Here is a 19,303-nt window from a genome sequence, read left to right on the forward strand (position 1 = left end):
TCTTACTTCTCTTGGAACCTCAAGTTATCTATCAGGACATTTAGGTTGGTGACACCTTCGCCCCATGCCAAGCCAAATCCTCCATCACCTACGGCATTGAGATCCGTAATTCGATCTCCCCATCCATAGTTGTTACGGAAGTCAGATAGGTTGACCGTGACAGTCACCCATCCATTGGAAGAAGGTACTGCTTGGTTACCTTGACCCTCTGCAGTTGTAGCGTTAGGCCCATAAGTCCACCAGTAATCTCCCAATTGGAATTTCAAATTACCCGCAGCAAGTGCTTCTTTAACATTTATATCAAACTTAAAGTAATAATTATCCACATCGGTACCGATGGTAGCCGCTGGGAAATTATCTCCTCCATTTCTAAAGAAGAATCCTTTATAATCAGCAGTCACTGCCCCCTCTAACAGAGAGTAGTTACCATTGATACCTTCTGCTGGATCAGACCCTACTGCACCATCACCCCACCAAGAATCTTTACCATCAAAGTCAAAGAAGACTAACGCAGGGTCAACGATAGATTCTACGCCTGTGAAATTAATGTTCGTTGACTCAGTAAAATCAGTACTATAAGTAGTAAAAGTAATCTTACCTAAACCTAGCGCAACTGCGTCAGGAATATATACTTCTAATATCTCAGTAGTTCTATTGCCAAACTTTGTTGCCTTCACATCACCTGGGAAAATCACCTCATTCGTTAGGTTCAACTTCTCACCTGTAAGGGTCAACATATCACCTGGGCGTGCCGTAGCTGGGAAACTATCAAATACAGGCACCTCAGCCAAAATAGTCAAAGCACTCGTTGATACTACCTCTACACCATTATTAGCTACCAAAGTAACTACACCAGTATTGGTTCCAACTGGTACAGTAACTACTAAGTTCGTCTCAGTAGCCGTCCCAATCGTTCCCATCGTTCCGCCTGTAAACCAAACTTCCTTGACAATGTCCAAGTTCTCACCTGTAATGGTGATATCCTCATTCAACTTAACCTCAGCAGTCATAGTCGTAATCCCTGGCCTCACCATATCGACTGCTACAGAAGTTACGCTCTTGTTAGCCTGTGTACGGAATTCAATCGTTCCACTCTCTGCGTCTGCAGGAATTTCTACTGTGATCGAAGTATCAGAACCACCCGCGATTATTGTTCCTTCTTTATCTCCTGCAAACACAACTTGGCTCACTAGATCAAGATTAGTTCCTGTCACGGTAAGATTCTGTCCTGTTTTGGCAGGATTTGGTGTCAAATCTGTCAAAGTTGGCACGACCAGTGTCAAAGCCTCTGTAGAAGTCACTTTAACTGTAGAAGGTGCTGCTAAAGCAATCTCCCCATCGTTGGTAGCGGCAGGTACAGCCACTACAATCTGGCCAGCAGTTGCACTCACGAAGTTGGCACTATCGACAATCTGGCTACCACCAAACTCTACGCTCATCACCAAATCCAAGTTACTACCCTTGATGGTCACATTACTTCCTGCCTTCACTGTCAAAGGAGTAATCCCCGAAATCGCTGGCAAAGTCACCATCAGCTCTTCCTCTGTTTGGATTTCGTTAGGAATCTCTTCTGAGTCCAACAATACCAAAGTTCCAGTCTGAGCATCTGCTGGCACCATTAACTTCAACTCACCTCTACTCTGCTCTTCGAAAGCCGTAACCGATTTATTGGTCGCAAAAACCACCTCTTCGATCAAATTAAGGTAAGTACCCTTGATGGTGATGATAGAACCTGGTCTAACCGCCTTGTCTGGCATAGACGTAATGGTAATAGGTTCTAGGATACTCAAAGGAGTTTTCGTCACAAGGTTGTCCTCTTTTCCTTTCACCTGCAAAGACACTAGACCTTCTACTGCATCATCTGGCACATTGATCACGATCAACTTTGCCGACAAGCTATCAAATTCTGATGCTTCGATCACCACATCCTTAGGTAGGATGATTCGCTCTACATCTTCCAAGTTTTCACCAATAAATTTGAGCTGTCCTCCGCGCAACACAGAGGGACCGAAACTATATAAAGTTACCTCATTGCTCAATTCATCTTCCTTTTCCTCACAAGCACTCCATAGCGCGACGAGCGCTAGCAGTACCACTGGAAAAGCATATTTTAAGCTTATATTTTTAAACATCTTGTTTTTCGTTTAAATGAAATAATTAGTTAGGCACCACGCGGAAGTTGTCCATACCGATGTTATAAATAGCCGCATTAGGCCCATGGAAATAGATATACATACCATATCCACTTGGGTCATAATCAAAACTAAGGTTAGCTTCATATACTTCCTCCCAAGGAATACTTATGGTCTGCCATACACCCTGCGTATCGACATTAGACTCCCAGATATAATAGATGTTGTTTCTATCATCACCAAAAGTGCTGCCATCACCATTACCCAAGTATAAACGCATAGTTGCTCCCACGAAAGTCTCTTGCGAGTTCAATTCAAACTTCAAAGAATAAGCCTCTGGATTGTCAAATGCATCCGCTGGAATATTTCTGGTTTCAATATTTGTATCACTTTCTTGAGGCCCACCATAGACTTCAATGTATGGGTATGCGGCTTGCGCTCCATTATTGAGACGAATAAAATCACCACTAATGTTGGCAATATCTGCATCACTGGAGACTACATAATCAGCTCCTCTCCACATCCCTTCAAAAGTCTCATCAAAACTCGCAATGATGTTTCGATCATCTCTGAAGTAAGCTTTAGATTTTGAAGTACCAAAATTAGAAGTAATAGAAATTGGTCCAGCTTCAGCGCCTGTTGGCACTCTAATCAAAAGCAGGTCGTCTTCTACTGAAAGAATTTCTCCCGCTACATCTCCAGAGAAAGTCACAGACAGCGGTTCATAGAAGTAATTTCCATAAACAACAGCAACATCTCCTTCATTGACATATTCACTCAAGAATCTATCAACACTAGGAGCACTGATTCTTACCTCAAAAGGAACTTTCAGTGAGTCACCATTGCTAAACACCATCGTCATCAAATTATTGATTTCAGAAGGAATTTTTGACGGTACAGTCACTATCACAGAACTACTCGTGATAAATGACGGGTTCAAAGTCGCTGGCCTGTCATTAAAGTAAAGTTGTTTTACATTTTGGAGGTTTTCTCCCATGATCGAGATCATCTGACCTTGACCCGCAGAGACAACCAAAGAGTCTGCAGACTCAGGAGCAGTTATCCTAATGAAAGACACCATTGGTTCTCCTCCACTCATATCATCTTCTTGACAAGAAGACAATCCTCCCCAGATGACCACTGTCATCGCAAGGAATAATGTATATCTAAGTATAGAATTCATATTTTTATATTTTTAATGATCTATGAGAAGTAAAACACAATTGAAGTTACACACACTTCATGTTTACCTCTCTCATTTTAAATTTTATCCTACTCTCCGTCACCAAAATCATAAGACTCTGGCTCTTCTGCCAAGCTAGGAGACTGACTCATTTCCGATGCAGGTATAGGGATCAAGAAATTACCCGAGTTTGCAGTTGCATTTCTAAATGCCTGATCAGGGGTTTTCGAGAATGTCCATGCAGATGGGTCTGGCCACTGGTTAGGCTCGATAGCAAATAAACCTCTATCCTGAGCATTGATAATGTCATATGCCTCGCTAGGGTCATAGTAGTGCAGTCTCACCAAATCATACCAAGTGATACTTTCCATAGCAAACTCTCTAACTCGTTCTTCGAAGATATCGTCCCAAGTCAACGGATCCTCAAACTCAGGAAGGCCTGCTCTCATATGTACTGCATTGAAGGCCGTCAAAGCGGCCGCATCTGTAGTGGAGCCACTGTTTCCTAACACTGCCTCAGCATAGATCAAATACATCTCTGCCAAACGCAACATGTAGGTATTATTAGGATAATCCTGCGCATCTGCGTCTCCCTCCAAATAAGCCCCTCGTCCAATGACATACTTTTTGATGCTGGCAAAAACTTGGTAAGGATCCTCTCCTGGATCAGCAACTACCAAATCCTGATTTACATTGTTGCCCTCATCATCTTTTACCGTTTGGATGACACCTGGATAAGTAAAGCCTGGCAACATAAAAGTAGCTTTCAATCTTTGATCCAAAGTAAAACCTGGCGTAGCACCATCGTCCTGAATCAACCCATCATAGAGAGTCAACATCCACCAAGAAGCACTGAGATCGCCTCCCCAACCGTCTCCATTGGCAGCTACTTCATTGTTGGGATTGATTTGCGAAATCATCGTATTTGAGGCTTCATACTGAGTAGAACTCCCTTTGGGAGAATACGACCATTGCAATTCGAACAAAGACTCATTGCCATTGTCGTACGGATAAGTAAACAGATCAGCATAGTTAGACAACAAAGATTTTCCACTGTTGTTGATCACATCTGCTGCATAATCTCTGGCTTTATCTAGATGGCCTTGATCTCTACCACCTGCTGATGCGCCTAAGCCTGCTAAGGTAAGATGTGTTCTAGCCAACATACCTTTGGCAGAATAACTAGTCAATCGTCCATCAGCTAAAGAAATTTCAGACAGGTTCTCTGCTGCAAACTCATAGTCACGAAGAATGAATTCCCAGACATCTTCCACGTTGTTTCTACGCAACTGAGGATTGTTCAAATGATCCAAGTTATTTTCAATGATAGGAACAGCACCAAAATTCATCACAAGATGTGTATATGCCGTCGCTCTCATGAATCGCGCTTCACCCAAAGCGTGGTTTTTAACCGCCTCAGAAACTCCATCTCCAGCATAAGTATTGATGTTGTTCATGATCAAATTGGATTGTCCTATTACAATGTAGAACGCACGGTAAGCATATTCACTAGCGTCTGATACAGCAGTAATATTGAACTCGACCGCATCCCTGTCGTTCCAGGCACGGTACAATGTTCCTCCACGTATATCGCCCAATTTAAAATTGGCCTTGTCTGCATAATCCTTCCATACCGCACTGTAAAGTGGTGCAGTCCCTGACAATAACTGATCGTCCGTTTGATAAAAGCCTGCGTCAACCAATCTATCTTTAGGTGGTCTGTCCAAAAAGTCTTCTGAACAGGACACGGTCAACCCTAAAATAGAGAGAAGCGCAACGTATATATATTTATAGTTTTTCATTTTCTTCTTCTTTAATCGTTTTAGAATTCAAGTCCTACGCTAAATGAGTAGACAGGAGTCAATGGATATCTACCATAGTCAACGCCCATAAAGCCCGAAGCAGCACCTACTCCTCCACTATCTCCAACAAAAGTTCCTACTTCTGGATCATACCCACTGTATTTGGTAAAGGTGTAGACGTTTTGTGCACTCACACCCAAAGTGACATTTCTAATCACGCGCTGTCTGTCTATCAATGATGAAGGCAGTACATACGAGAGACTAATGTTTTTCACTCTGATGTAAGAACCATCCTCAACATATTTATCTGTCAATCTATCATAGTTACCGTTAGCACTTGAGCTAGTCAATCTTGCTACATTGGTACCTGGATTTTCCAAAGCTGGATTTCCCGCCTCATCGACTCCTACTCTAGCATAATTCATCGCATCGACAACCATATTTTGTCCCAAATTGATGTTATTAGGATTGCTGTTTTGGAAGCGCAAATAATTGTAAACATCGTTTCCATAGCTCCCAATCAACAGCACACTCAAACTCAACCCTTTGTAAGAAAAAGTATTGGTAAACCCACCATAAAACTCTGGAAGAGGATTGCCAATGAAAGTCATATCTTTTTCATCGATGATGCCATCACCGGCATCCGCTACGCCATCTCCATCAGTATCTTCCGTGATCTGATCTTTGTACTTGACATCTCCAACCCAAACACCATCTTCTGCAACTGATAGTCGGTCTCCATTGTTATCAACAGGTATTGCACTCGCTTCGATATCTTCTACACTTTCGAAAATCCCTTCTTCCTCATAGCCAAAAAACCTCCAAGGGGACTCTCCTATCACAGAGCGCTGTGCAAAGCCTTTTAGAAACCAATCTTCTCCTCTACGGGTGATATGGGTAGCTCCAGCACTCAACGCGGTGATTTCTGTATCAACGCTCGTTACATTAAAATTAGACTCCCATTTGAAGCCATTGTTGTCAATGTTGATGGTATTGAGGCTAATAGCCCAGCCCTTGTTCTGTAACGATCCTATGTTAACTGTTGGTGCTGTTACAGATGCTGCTCCATTGGTCCCCATGTAAGAAGGCAAAGCTGCTTGTAGGATAAGGTTGTCTGTACTTCTTATAAAATAATCTACATCTAACTGGATGCGACTACCAAAGAGTCCAAGCGTAACTCCGTAATTATCCGTCTGTGTTTGCTCCCACTGATAGTCAGGGTTAGGATAAGACGCTGGTCGGAAACCAGTACCTAAATCTGTAGGAATCGCCGATGACATACCTGCATATATAGGCCCCGCATTCCCTTGGTTACCCGTCAAACCAATCTCATATCTGAATCTCAAATCAGAGATAAAGTTCACGTTAAAAAACGCCTCTTCGGATACTCTCCATGCCGCTGACACAGATGGAAAATATCCCCATTTGTTTTCAGGACCGAAGTTAGAAGAACCATCTGCTCTAAATGCCGCAGTAATGATATAACGATCATTATAATTGTAGTTCACTCTTCCCAAATAAGAGTCCTGAGCCCAATCAGCCTGTTGACCAGAGTTGGAAGATAGTTCGGGGTTACCTGCTTCTAAATCAAATAGGGTATTGGTACTAAAGCCTTGTCTTGTCGCACCTACATTCTTCCAATAAGACGACTGAGCCTCGTGTGTCACCATAGCGTTCACATGGTGCTTGCCCAGTTGCTTGGTGTATTGGAGTGTTTGGTTCCAATTCCACCAGGTATTGTAGTTATGGTTGTTGGTCAACCGCGCCAAGTCATTTACTTGCCAGCCAAATTCATACGTTGGTATGTAATAGGTAGATGCTTGGAAGCCCATGTTGGTATTGATGCTAGAACGAAGTTCCAAGCCATCAATGATTTGGAATTTCACATTGACCCCACCGATTAGCTTTCTTTCCATACGCTCGTTGGTAATCATGTTACCCAAAGCGATAGGATTGACTGGAGCAAATTGCTCTGCATTATTATCTAAGTTTCCACCTCCATAAGACCCATCAATATTAGCTACAGGAATTTGAGGTGCCAACCGGAGAGCACTAGAAATCAAATTGCCCTGAGTAGAAGCAATTTCTTCATCTGTCTGCGTTAGGTTGAGGTTAACACCCACAGCAAACCATTCTCTCGGCTTGGTATCTAAATTGACTCTCATAGAAGTCCTTTCAAAACCAGACCCTACAGCAACACCCTCTTGCATAAACCGCTCACCAGAAATGTAGTAGGAACTTTTCTCATCTCCACCACTGATACCTATTTGGTGCTTCTGTATGGCAGCAGGATTGAATAACTCAGACTGCCAGTCAGTGCCTTCACCCAAAATAGAAGGATCTAAGAAGTCTTCTCTTATTTCACCTCCCACTAAAGTTTTTTGCTCATTCTCCATTTGAGCATATTGTCTCAAATTCATCACATCCTGATTTTCTGGAGGGGTTTGAAGACTGTAACTGTAGCCATAAGTAATTTTAGCATTACCCGCCTTTCCTCTTTTGGTCGTAATCATCACCACACCATTGGTACCTCTAGAACCAAATACAGCGGTAGCTGATGGACCTTGAAGAATCTCGATACTTTCCACATCAGCAGGGTTCAAAGAAGACAATGGGTTAACTCCACTCAGTGAATTACTCCCTTGTATTTGTACTCCATCGATCACATAGAGAGGTTCGTTACTACCCCCTAAGGTACTAAGCCCTCTAATGTTCACAGAAATACCTCCACCTGGTGCGCCCGTATTCTGTGTCACCAGTACACCCGCAGATCTACCCGCGATTGCCTGATCAATAGTCGTATTCACAGTACGATCGATTTCCTGAGAGGAAATAGAAGTTTGCGCAGAGGTTAAATCAGCCTTTCTCATCTCACCGTACCCTACAACGACCACCTCTTCCAACTCCTCTGCATTGATATCCATCGCTACATCAATAGTAGATCTACCCGAAATCGCAACTTCCTTGCTCTCATATCCGAGATATGAAAAAACAAGTACTGCATCTGAAGACACACTGACCGAATAGTCTCCATTCACGTTGGTAATCGTGCCATTCGTCGTGCCTTTCTGAACTACCGTCACACCAGGTAATTCATCTCCTGTATCACCGGCGGTAATCTTGCCGGAAACTTTCACCTCCTGCGCCAAAGCTGGGGATGCTCCTAGCAGTACCACGCAGAAAACTATAAGCAGGACTGCAGGGGTCTTAAACCCTCCGATCATCCATGCCTTACGTCTTTTGTAAACGTCTTTCATAAACATGCTTTTTTTAGTATAAATAGTAATTAATAAGTCTTATGCCGATCGTGTTATGAACCAGCACGTATTTTTGTTTGAATTAAATTCACAGAAACTTTACTCCATGAACCTTATTGGTTTGACTCAGTCAAGAGTCCTTTTCGTGTCATGCCACCGCATTTTAAGTATTTGTTTCTCTCATTTAGCTTTAGTTTAAATAATCATTTCTCACCTGCTAGTTTAATCCCTTTGACTAGATGTCAATCAACAGCTTCAATAAGAAATAAATCAGCCCAACAATCGCAACACCCATCGAGACCTCCATCAATAGAAAGTATCTCTTCTTTGTATGCTGTTTGTCTTGCTCATTATTCATCTGATATCGTCTTTATGATTGGGATTAATCCTATATGCAAGATTGTCATACTACAGCTGAAACATCCGTGAAGGATTTCACATTGAGCGTGGACGGATTCTACAAGACCTCTAGGGCCATTATGAAGGTCATAAAGAGACGGATGTAACACTACTACACTACCCGATGTTACTTTAATATGGGGTGGGCAGGTAATTCGCAAGAATCACCCCACTAGGCTGATACCATCGCCTAGGGTGTATAATTCTAGCCAAATAGTAAACAAATGACTTTCATTAAGAAAAAACTAGGCCTTCACTCACTCATTTAGAATGCACCCTCTGAGGCAACTTGAGACTATGCTCTCGGTGCATTTTCACCTTGCTACACCTCGTGTTTTTAAACTTACTTTGGAGAAGTATAAACCTACACACCCAAAACTCATCGCAAACCATAAGTAATACTCCTCATGACCAAAAGCATATACCTCATACTAGCCCTACTTCCTCTACTGGCCTGTCAGCCAGAGACCGTTGCTACACGTGACTATATTGACCTATCTGGACAATGGGAATTTGCTCTTGACACAGCGGATATTGGGATTGAAGAAAAATGGTACTTGAGACAGTTGGCTGATTCAATTAGCCTACCCGGCACTACAGATTCTAATCAAAAGGGCTGGCTCAATCGTGACACGACGACCATGCACCTCAGTCGCTTATACAAATACGAAGGAGCTGCTTGGTATCGCAAAAAGGTCATCATACCTCCTACTTTTGACCAAAGACAGCTACAGCTCTACTGGGAGCGTAGCAAACCTTCGCAAGTATGGATAGACTCTACTTACCTCGGTGAGTCCATACTCCTCCAGTCTCCACAGCGATTTGATGCGACAAGCCTGCTAACACCCGGTAAACACTATATCACCGTGCGCGTGGACAATAGCCTGACACTGACGCCATACGGTCACGTACATATCTACTCCGATGACACCCAGACCAACTGGAATGGTATCCTAGGACAGATGCACATCGCCTCCCTCCCTACTACACATATCACAGATCTACAGGTATACCCTGATCTCACCCATCAAAGTATAGATGTGACGCTAAAGGTTAAAAAACCTACAACCAGCCCATCGTTGACGATCGAGTTGAGTATCACTTTGGATGGTGAAAATGCACCCAATTTACCCCCTCAAAAAACCATTCATTCTGGTGATTCTGTGGTACAACTCAGCTACGTGCTTGGTGACCAAATACAGCTATGGGACGAGTACAACCAACCGGTATATCATCTCACCGTGACGATCTCTTCTACCGACGAAACCATAGATATAATGAGCGTCCCCTTTGGTATGAGGAGCTTCGAAGCAGTCGCTAAGCAATTTCAAATCAACGGTAAGACGACTTTCCTTCGCGGGAAACACGAAGCAGGGGTGTTTCCACTGACAGGACATGTACCGATGGATGTCGACAGTTGGATACGCGTCTACGGAATCGCCAAATCCTATGGCATCAATCACTATCGATTTCACTCCTACTGCCCCCCAGAAGCGGCTTTTACTGCTGCGGATCAGACAGGGATTTATTTGCAAGTCGAACTCCCCTTCTGGGGAGGGCTAGAATCTGATACCGTGGCGATGATGCTTCGAGAAGAAGGGTTGGCCATGCTCCGAAGCTATGCCAATCACCCCTCTTTTGTAATGCTCTCCCATGGCAATGAGATATGGAGTGGACACGATCGTGCCGAACGCAACATCGCCGCACTCAAAGCATTTGATTCTAGGCCTTTGTACACCTTTGGGTCTAACAACAACATTGGCTACATGCCTCCCACCAAAAGCTCGGACTTCTTTGTGGCATCACGCACTCCCTCTGACGGAGACACTACAATGACCCACACCCGGTTGACGCACGCCTTTGCAGATTCGCGGGGAGGGGGTAGTCTCAACACCCAAAAACCTAACACCGAGATCAACTTTGATTACCCTATCTCCCAAACAGATATGCCCTTGGTCAGCCACGAAATCGGGCAATACCAGATCTACCCTGACTACCAAGAGATCAAAAAATACACGGGAGTACTACGCGCTTGGAATCTGGAAGTATTCCAAGAAAGATTGAAAAAGGCAGGTATGCTCGATCAAGACAGTCTCTTCCAAAAAGCTACAGGAGCATGGTCTGCCCTCTGCTACAAAGCTGAAATGGAAGCCGCTCTACGCACGGAACAAATGGCTGGTTTTCAACTGTTGGACTTGCAAGACTTTCCGGGGCAAGGAACGGCCTTGGTGGGGATTTTGGACGCATTTATGGAGGACAAAGGAGTCGTCAGCCGTGAACAGTGGCTTCAGTCCTGCAACGATGTAGTCCTACTCATGGAGTTTTCCAAATATGTATGGACCAATACAGAAACATTCGAGTCTCAACTAAAAATCGCCAACTACAGCAACCAAACCTTCACTGGAGATATCCTCTGGCGATTGGTGGACAAAAAAGGAAATGTGATCCAAGAAGGCCACTTTGATCAGCAAGAAATACCAAACGGTCGACTAAACACTATCAGTTCTATTGCCATAAACCTGTCGGAGATCGAGACAGCAAAACAGCTCACTCTGCATGCCTCCATCGCTGGCACGACCTATAGCAATCAATATGATCTCTGGGTGTATCCAAGTATAGAATTAGAGGACAATATAGAGAAGGTATTCGTTTCGAAAAGTCTAAACCAAGCAACCCTAGCCCGATTGGAGGCCGGACAGAGCGTTTTACTTTTTCCACAATCGGAAGACATCCAAGGCAAAAGTGTTGCGGGGCATTTTCCTCCTGAGTTTTGGAACTATGGCATGTTCAAAGGGATCAGCGAGTGGGTCAAAAAACCCGTTTCTCCAGGCACACTGGGGTTATGTATGGATCCAGAACATCCACTATTCCGGTCATTCCCCACGGACTACCACACCAACTGGCAGTGGTTTTCGATCATCAAAGCCAGCCGGTCACTTTTCTTGGATAGTACCTCAGCCCACTACAGACCAATCGTCCAAGTAGTAGACAACCTCGAACGAAACCATAAATTGGGCTTAATCTTTGAATTCAAAGTAGGAGAAGGCAAGTTACTGGTATGCATGTCTGATCTTGAAAGAATCATCGACCAACCCGAGGCTGTACAGCTACACCAAGCGATGTTGAACTATATGAACTCTACAGATTTTTCTCCCCAACAATCAGCAGGTATAGATGAGTTAAAAGCCTTGCTATAGATAAAAAAACCTGACAAATTTCACCATCCAATGAGTAAAACCTGTCAGGTTCAGTATTGCGGTTTACGCATATTAGCGTACCGCTATTTTTCGGGTGACTACCGAATGACCGTCTGCTACACGCAGCAGATAGATACCTGCCTCTGATAGCTGGATATCGATCTGACTATCGTCTACTTGTGCCTGTTGCACCGTTTGCCCATTGAGATTGTAGACTTGATACGCATAATGTCCAGGTTCTGTCATTTGTGCCATGATACGCTGATTACCCAAGGCATGAATAGCCATTTGACTCAAACCTGGGACAGCTATATCAGCATGCAGTACCGTCCCAACATAGATTTCTCTGGCACTAGACAGGATCACTTCATCTTCTGGATTACGCAATTCAAGACTAGCCATATAATAACCCGCTGAGATATCCTCAGCTGTCAAATCATAATCAGCTGTTTGACCGAGGGCATCAAAAGCAATCTCCTTTTCTACCGTAAATCCAGAAGGGTTATCCAACGACAAAACCAACGTATATACCGCATCGGACTGAAAAGTATTGAGCTCATACCCTAAGCTTTGCGACGCTTCGTTCCACAGGAGATGCAATGCCGCATGATAATCCATGGCATCTATGCCCGTCATACCGACGGTGGCACAGTAGCTTTCCTTCCAACTCTTTTGTTCGTTGGCACTGAGGGTCGCATCGGTAAAGAAGGATTCAGAAGCACCCGCCCACAATTCGATGTAGTTATCTGCTCCTCCGTTGTTGAAATCAAACATATTGTTGTCCACATTGTTTCTCCCCCATGTCCAGAGTTTCACACCTGGTGTCTCTTGATTGTCCGAGATGCGCATGATTCCCTCCTCATTTTCATGATTGATGACACCCCAATAGTTGGCCTTGAAATCCGCAGCATAAGCGATCCCCATGTCCACCCAATCATCGAGGTAAGCAATATCACTCATGGCATAGTAACTGTTATAGTTGCCGATCCATGCACCAGGGCTCCAGGCGGCAAAGTACTCTTCGGACGGAATGATCATTTCGGAATTGAGCGGTGAAGCGGTCTTTCCCACCTCAGAACCGGGAGTTAGGGTGGTACATGTCCAATACTCGTAGTTCACACTTTCCGCCTCGTTGTTAATGAGTTTGACATCAAAATCCCACGCCGCACTATGATTGTAGACGCTTACTTCTACGACACAAGTGATATTGGTCGTACCGTTGTTGAATCCACCCGGAGCACCTTCAAAACTCCTCTCGTCGGTGTATTGCATCCGGATCGTGACTGTATCAGTGGTATTTTTTACCACCGAATAGTCCCACGGTACGAGCCAAGCCTTGCCGTGCTCTGGCTCTGGAAAGGTCGGGAAAATCCCTCCCCACACCATCAGCCAATCATAGTAGAAATTGCCAGCATTCATTCCATAAGGAGAACCGCATTCGCTCTGATAGAGGTACTCGTGCTGCGTAGGCTTGTAATAATGAGACAGGACTCGTGCACCATACTCTGGCACGACGACCAATCGGATGAGGTCATTTTCGATGACTTTTGCTCCCGAAAAGGAAACCTCTTCGATATCCGTATTGTCAGTAGTCCAAGTATCCATACTATAGTCAGGATTCAAGGCATATCGATGATGCTGCCAGGTCACCGTAGTGTCCCGCAAGATGACTTGGGCTTGTGACGAGGTATAAGATAGACCGACAATCAGTAACGACAATAGGAGGTATAATGAATTGACTTTTTTCAAATAGTTCATGGTAGAATAGGATAAAAAAAAGGAGGCAGTGCCTCCTTCTAAGTATGAATAAAACGAGCTACAATTTTTTAGTACCCGTCGTTCTGTGTGAAGTTGCCATTGGATAAATCCAATGCATCTTGCGGGATCGGTAAAAATCCTCTCGTTGCAACATCAAAGGTTACATCGAAGTTAACTTGCTCACCTTCGTACAATGGTCCGCGCTCTCCCACCTGTGTCAATTCGGACTCTGCGTAGGTCAATCCTTTTCGGAGCAGATCAAAATACCTCAACCCCTCCAAGGCCAGCTCCAATGAACGCTCGTTGTAGATGTTGTCAGCGGTGGCAGGTATCGATGGTACGCCAGCACGCGTTCTCACTCTATCGAGATAATCTTGTGCATTGGGACTCCCCAATTCTGCTGCCATGAGCAAGACATCCGCAAAACGAATCACTCTAAAGTTCGTCTTTCTGTTCAGCTCCAACGAACCATCCGTACCCCAGTGCTCCTTGTCCGAAGTGTACTTCTGAGAAAAATAAGTCGTGTGCTGAAAACCATGATCCACCGTCGTATTAATTTCTGACTCGTTGAGAATCGTAGCTTCCAACCGAACATCCGCTGGATCAAAAGCCTCTACCACTTTGTAAGAAACTGGTGCATAACTCCAACCTCTATTCCAGTCACCTCCTCCACCAGCACGTGGTCCCTGTAACTGAGCCGCTAGGTTACCTTCTCCTCCAGGAATATAATTCCAATCTCCCCATCCTGGAGAATCTCCATAGCCAATCTCAAACACGGACTCTATACTATACTCTGACTCCAACCTAAACAACATGGCGTAATCATCTAGCAAGTCGTGCCCGCTGTTGGCGATGACGTCTTCTAGTTCAGCCAAAACCGCTGCTCTGTTTAAAGTCACATCACCTGCAATCAAATCTTTGCCATAGACTCCATTGTAAAACAAGAATACTCTTGCCAACAAAGATTTTGCAGCCCATTTGCTCAACCGTCCCGTTTCGTCAGCAGCAATTACCTCTGGCAAATCCTGACTAGCCTCGTACAAATCAAGAGCGACCTGATTGTACACCACCTCTGGATCTGCTTGAGGCATGTTATAATCAGAGCCTTTTACAGTTTCGGTCATAAATGGAATATTCTCAAAAAATCGCAACAACTCAAAGTAAGAGTAAGCCCGACAAAATTTAGCTTCTGCAGATGTTCTCGCTTTGAAATCATCACTGGCATCTATGCCTTCTATTTTCTCCAAAAAGAGGTTGGCTCTATATACACCTACATAGTTTTTCTTCCATATAGTGCCTGTTTGAGGATTCTCTGCAGGGGTATTGAAAGTATTGAGCTGCTGATAATTGAATCCATCGTTGGCATCACTCCCACCTGCAAACGCATGGTCTGACAACACGTCAGAGACCGTAAGTACTGGCGCCCAGGTCGTCGCATGAGCCTGTGACTGTATCCCGTCATATACTGACATCAATGCTTGCATGGCATCTGTCTCAGTTTGGTAAAAATTTTGAGAATCTGGGTTGATCAAATCTGGTCGATCCAAGAAATCATCCGAACAACTCAATAGCATGAATGAAGCCAACAGCGATAAAATATATTTATTATATGTTTTCATAATTCAAATTCTTTTAGCCTTAAAATGTAATGGATGTACCCACTCTGAAGGTTCTCGCCTGTGGATAGACACCTCTATCGATCGCGATATCAAATGCACTGATCGCACCGATCTCTGGGTCTGCACCACTATAGTTAGTCAGCGTAATGACGTTCTCGGCAGACACATAGAATCTCCAAGTGTTGGCACCTATTCTGTCCAAAATACTATTTGGTAGCGTGTAGCCTAATTGGATGTTTTTCAACCTCAGATACGATCCATCTTCGATGTACAAATCAGAAACTCTGTTGTTATTATTGGTATCCGTCCATGTGAACCTCGGCGTGCTCGTGCTTGGGTTTTCAGGTGTCCATCTATCCAACATATCTGTAGGCATGTTGGTATAGCGCAAGTCACGTCTCTGCTGTCCCGCAAAAATATCATTGCCCAAAGACCCCGTAAACAAGAAGGAGAAATCAATCCCTTTGAAATCCAATGAACCATTGAGCCCAAAAGTCCAATCAGGTGTCGGGTTACCAATGTTGGTTCTGTCTTTGTCATCGATAACGCCATCATTATTCAAATCCACAAAGCGAACATCCCCTGGTACAGCCTGAGACTGGAGTGGCTCACCCCCTGGTCCTATGTGCTGAAATACTTCTGCGTTGCTTTGAAATATACCATCAGTTTTATATCCATAGAAATAAGAGATCGGCTCTCCTTCGATCGTGTTGGTCACTGGTCCTGCCACTGCCCAACTCGCTCCTGGGATGTTGGCGTTACCCGTCCCGTCAATCTTGGTCATCGTATTTTTGTTGTAGGTCACATTAGCACCAATGGAGTAGTTCAATTCTCCAGCTGCATTTCTGAAATTCAAAGACATCTCTATCCCTTTGTTTTCTACCGAACCTACGTTTTGGTAGGGAGCACCGATACCTGCATGTGGCTGAATAGCAGGATTGTAAAGTAGTTTGTTGGTCGTCTTATTGTAGACATCTACCGTACCTGTTAGTCGGTTGTCCAAGAGTCCAAAATCAATCGCCAAATCTATCTGATTAGATTCCTCCCACTGAATATCGGCATTGGCCGCATAGGCGGGAGAAGCCCCTACTGTATAACCACTACCGAGCGTATATCCACGTGTATAATTCATCGGTGAAGCGTAACGGAATCTAGGAATAGATTCGTTACCGTTGATCCCCCATGAAGCACGGAATTTCAATAGATTGATCGGCCCCAAACTCTGCATAAATGCCTCGTCGCTCAGCACCCACGCCACACCTAACGAAGGGAAATAGCCATACTTGTTGTTGTCACCAAACTTGCTAGAACCATCTCTTCTCAAAATAGCCGTAAAGGAATATCTGTCTTTGAAGTCATAGGTAACTCTACCAAAATAAGAAGACAGTGCATCTTCGGTAGCACCACCCCATGCATTAGCGACTGTATCTTGTGCTTGATCGATGTACACATGATCATAATCTAGCAAAGGTGCCTTATCTTTCGATCCGCCTATATTTTCATAGGTTCTCTCCTGTGCAGAGGTACCTACTAGCACAGCAAAATTGTGATCTCCGAGTTTCTTAGAATAGGTAATGGTATTGTCCCATTGCCAATTAAACCATCTCTGCGCTTCCTTGGTCACACTGGTTCTTTCTAGATTACCCTGTGACCCGTTGAGATAAAATATGGGCGTAAAATTACTGTTAATTCCTATCGCCAAATCGATAGAATAGGCCGTTCTGATTTTCAATCCTTTGATCGGTTGAAACTCTGCAAAGACTCCACCTACGAGCTTATCTTCGTTCCACTCACCATGCTGATTGTCTATCAGTGCTAGCGGATTTACTATTTCTGACCCTACGTTGGTAGATATTCCATACGGAAAACCATTGTCAGCGTAGAGTACAGGTTCGCTAGAATATGGACTCTGAGACAAAATATCTGGATCTTGCTCCGTGACAGGAGTCAAAGGATCAATATTCAAAGCAGAACTATACGCGCCACCAAAAGAAGTATTACTCGAAATCCCTCTCGTTGTTTTGCGGGTATAGGCCAAGTTATTCCCGAAATCAAGCCATGACGTCACCTGCTGACGAGAGTTAAATCTCGCAGTATATCTATCGAACTGTGATTTTTCTCCTCCGATGATCCCTTGCTGAGAAAAGGCTGATATGGAAGTCGTAAATGATGACTTCTCTGACCCACCTGAAATTTGAATTTGGTGATTACTTATTGGTGCATTTTTGGTAAACATCTCTTCCTGCCAATCTGTATCATGTGCAGGCAACTGTGCCAAGTCGAATGGCTCATCTAGTCCACCATTTCTAGCTCCTTCGTTTTGCATCATTCTATACTCTTCGGCATTGAGCATGTCGATTTTCTTGGCGGCATTTTGGATACCGTAGTAGCCCGAATAGGTAACATTCATTTGTCCCTTCACACCAGATTTGGTCGTAATCAGTACGACACCATTGGCAGCTCTGGCTCCATAAATGGCAGCAGATGCTGCATCCTTTAGCACATCCATACTTTCGATATCTCCTGGGTTGAGGTAGTCGATCCCTCCGACTACCATACCGTCTACGACATAGATCGGGTTAGCATCTCCAGTAGTACCTGCACCTCTGATCCTCACGGTAGGTGCATCTCCAGGCTGACCTGAGAGGTTGGTCACTTGCACCCCTGCAGTTCTACCTTGGAGCGCTTGCTCCACACGTAGAATAGGTGTGGATTCTATCTGTTTGGCAGACACACTAGCAATAGCACCAGTAACTACTTTTTTGCTCTGCGTACCATAGCCGATCACGACTACTTCGGTCAGCTCGGTCATGGAGACTGCTAGACTTGCATCGATCACGCTGCGTCCGTTGATCGGTAACTCCATCACTTCATATCCCACGAAGGAAATAATAACAGCCTCTGCTGCATCTGAAATATTCAAAGTATAACGTCCGTCTAGGTCTGTCACAGTCCCGTTGGTCGTACCCTTCACGATGACTGTCGCTCCAGGGATTGTCTCCCCGTTGATTTCGTCCTTGACCACCCCTGTGATACTCGTTTGAGCGAATACCTGAGACGCCACCAAGGTCATCAGCAGCACTGCTAAATATTTTTGTATACGTTTATTCATGTCTTTCATATTTTGTTTTGGCAATCAATTCTCATTGATATACTCTTACATAATCCACTTCCATTTTGACTGGCAGTGCTGTCGGGTCTATCCCCTTCAAACCTCCCCAGTTGCCCCCAAAGGCTATGTTCATCAGCAAGCGAAAACGCTGGTCATAAGGCCACTGCGCCGATGACTTGTTTTCGTTTTGATAGGTAAAAAATAGATTCTCATCCACATAGACTCTGTACTCATCTTCGTCCCATTCCAAGATGTAATTGTGAAAAGCAGTATCACAATCTGGTACCGCTATCGCCGTGTGCTTTTGCATCCCTTGCGCACCATTATACATACCGGTATGTGTTGCTGACACCACACTATCTGGATCGTAACCGACATTTTCCATGATGTCGATTTCACCACTGTGTGGCCACCCTCCATATATCCATTCGCTCGGGAGCATCCATAGTGCAGACCAAGTCCCCAGCGCTGAAGGCAGTTTAGCCCTGAACTCAAAGCGACCATATTTCCAACCCTTGTTGCCCGTAGATAAAAGTCGCGCTGAAGTGAATAGACTATCTATTTCACTATCCTGACGCAACACAATGATCAGTTTGCCATCTTTGACATAGGCATTGGCTGCATCACTCGTGTATTGCTGCAATTCATTATTACCCCATCCACAATTGTTGGGACAACCATCACCTAAATCATAAGTCCATTTGGTCGTATCAGGCACGCCTGAGTAATCAAACTCATCCGACCAGACCAGTGTACTGTACTTTTTATCCTTTCCATCTGTAGCTGATAGGCAGGATCCCAAACAAATGAGACTTAATAACACAAGGCAATTGATTCTGTTCAT

The 19,303-nt window shown here is 44.3% G+C and carries 9 protein-coding genes; 1 reads left to right on the top strand and 8 read right to left on the bottom strand.

What is annotated here, in order from left to right; translation table 11 throughout:
- Positions 1-2: 2 nt before the first annotated feature.
- The 4 genes from BGP76_RS11395 to BGP76_RS11410 all read right to left on the bottom strand — a co-directional run bounded on the left by BGP76_RS11395 (position 3) and on the right by BGP76_RS11410 (position 8,374).
- Positions 3-2,132, bottom strand: a complete 2,130-nt coding sequence (locus tag BGP76_RS11395; RefSeq protein WP_119844748.1) for a glycan-binding surface protein — start codon at positions 2,130-2,132, stop codon at positions 3-5.
- Between the two features lie 25 nt (positions 2,133-2,157).
- Complete coding sequence (locus BGP76_RS11400) at positions 2,158-3,315, bottom strand: glycan-binding surface protein (RefSeq protein WP_119844749.1); 1,158 nt, start codon at positions 3,313-3,315, stop codon at positions 2,158-2,160.
- A gap of 89 nt (positions 3,316-3,404) precedes the next feature.
- Entirely contained in the window at positions 3,405-5,117 is a 1,713-nt protein-coding gene (locus BGP76_RS11405; RefSeq protein ID WP_119844750.1) for a RagB/SusD family nutrient uptake outer membrane protein, read from the bottom strand.
- Positions 5,118-5,137: 20 nt separating this feature from the next.
- Positions 5,138-8,374 carry a TonB-dependent receptor gene (locus tag BGP76_RS11410; RefSeq protein WP_255416121.1) on the bottom strand — a complete coding sequence of 1,079 codons (3,237 nt, stop codon included), beginning with the start codon at positions 8,372-8,374 and terminating at the stop codon, positions 5,138-5,140.
- An 806-nt stretch (positions 8,375-9,180) separates the two neighbouring features.
- On the opposite strand from BGP76_RS11410, the gene BGP76_RS11415 reads away from it, so the two are divergent.
- Entirely contained in the window at positions 9,181-11,970 is a 2,790-nt protein-coding gene (locus BGP76_RS11415; protein ID WP_119844752.1) for a sugar-binding domain-containing protein, read from the top strand.
- 72 nt (positions 11,971-12,042) lie between these two features.
- On the opposite strand, the gene BGP76_RS11420 is transcribed toward BGP76_RS11415, so the two are convergent.
- The 4 genes from BGP76_RS11420 to BGP76_RS11435 form a co-directional block, all read right to left on the bottom strand.
- Positions 12,043-13,728, bottom strand: a complete 1,686-nt coding sequence (locus tag BGP76_RS11420; protein WP_119844753.1) for a DUF5107 domain-containing protein — start codon at positions 13,726-13,728, stop codon at positions 12,043-12,045.
- A gap of 68 nt (positions 13,729-13,796) precedes the next feature.
- Positions 13,797-15,347 (bottom strand): RagB/SusD family nutrient uptake outer membrane protein, encoded by a 1,551-nt coding sequence (locus BGP76_RS11425; RefSeq protein ID WP_119844754.1) that lies wholly within the window; start codon positions 15,345-15,347, stop codon positions 13,797-13,799.
- A 19-nt stretch (positions 15,348-15,366) separates the two neighbouring features.
- Positions 15,367-18,459 carry a TonB-dependent receptor gene (locus BGP76_RS11430; protein ID WP_158584257.1) on the bottom strand — a complete coding sequence of 1,031 codons (3,093 nt, stop codon included), beginning with the start codon at positions 18,457-18,459 and terminating at the stop codon, positions 15,367-15,369.
- Positions 18,460-18,490: 31 nt separating this feature from the next.
- Positions 18,491-19,303 carry a family 16 glycosylhydrolase gene (locus BGP76_RS11435; protein WP_119844756.1) on the bottom strand — a complete coding sequence of 271 codons (813 nt, stop codon included), beginning with the start codon at positions 19,301-19,303 and terminating at the stop codon, positions 18,491-18,493.

Origin of the sequence: Reichenbachiella sp. MSK19-1, from assembly GCF_003590315.1 — a bacterium.
Lineage (GTDB): Bacteria > Bacteroidota > Bacteroidia > Cytophagales > Cyclobacteriaceae > Reichenbachiella > Reichenbachiella agariperforans.

Bases quoted from the DNA above. Each gene is read 5' to 3' on its own strand.
- BGP76_RS11425 (WP_119844754.1), bottom strand. From the start codon at position 15,347: ATGAAAACATATAATAAATATATTTTATCGCTGTTGGCTTCATTCATG.
- BGP76_RS11410 (WP_255416121.1), bottom strand. From the start codon at position 8,374: ATGAAAGACGTTTACAAAAGACGTAAGGCATGGATGATCGGAGGGTTT.
- BGP76_RS11395 (WP_119844748.1), bottom strand. From the start codon at position 2,132: ATGTTTAAAAATATAAGCTTAAAATATGCTTTTCCAGTGGTACTGCTA.
- BGP76_RS11405 (WP_119844750.1), bottom strand. From the start codon at position 5,117: ATGAAAAACTATAAATATATATACGTTGCGCTTCTCTCTATTTTAGGG.
- BGP76_RS11400 (WP_119844749.1), bottom strand. From the start codon at position 3,315: ATGAATTCTATACTTAGATATACATTATTCCTTGCGATGACAGTGGTC.
- BGP76_RS11430 (WP_158584257.1), bottom strand. From the start codon at position 18,459: ATGAATAAACGTATACAAAAATATTTAGCAGTGCTGCTGATGACCTTG.
- BGP76_RS11415 (WP_119844752.1), top strand. From the start codon at position 9,181: ATGACCAAAAGCATATACCTCATACTAGCCCTACTTCCTCTACTGGCC.
- BGP76_RS11420 (WP_119844753.1), bottom strand. From the start codon at position 13,728: ATGAACTATTTGAAAAAAGTCAATTCATTATACCTCCTATTGTCGTTA.
- BGP76_RS11435 (WP_119844756.1), bottom strand. From the start codon at position 19,303: ATGAACAGAATCAATTGCCTTGTGTTATTAAGTCTCATTTGTTTGGGA.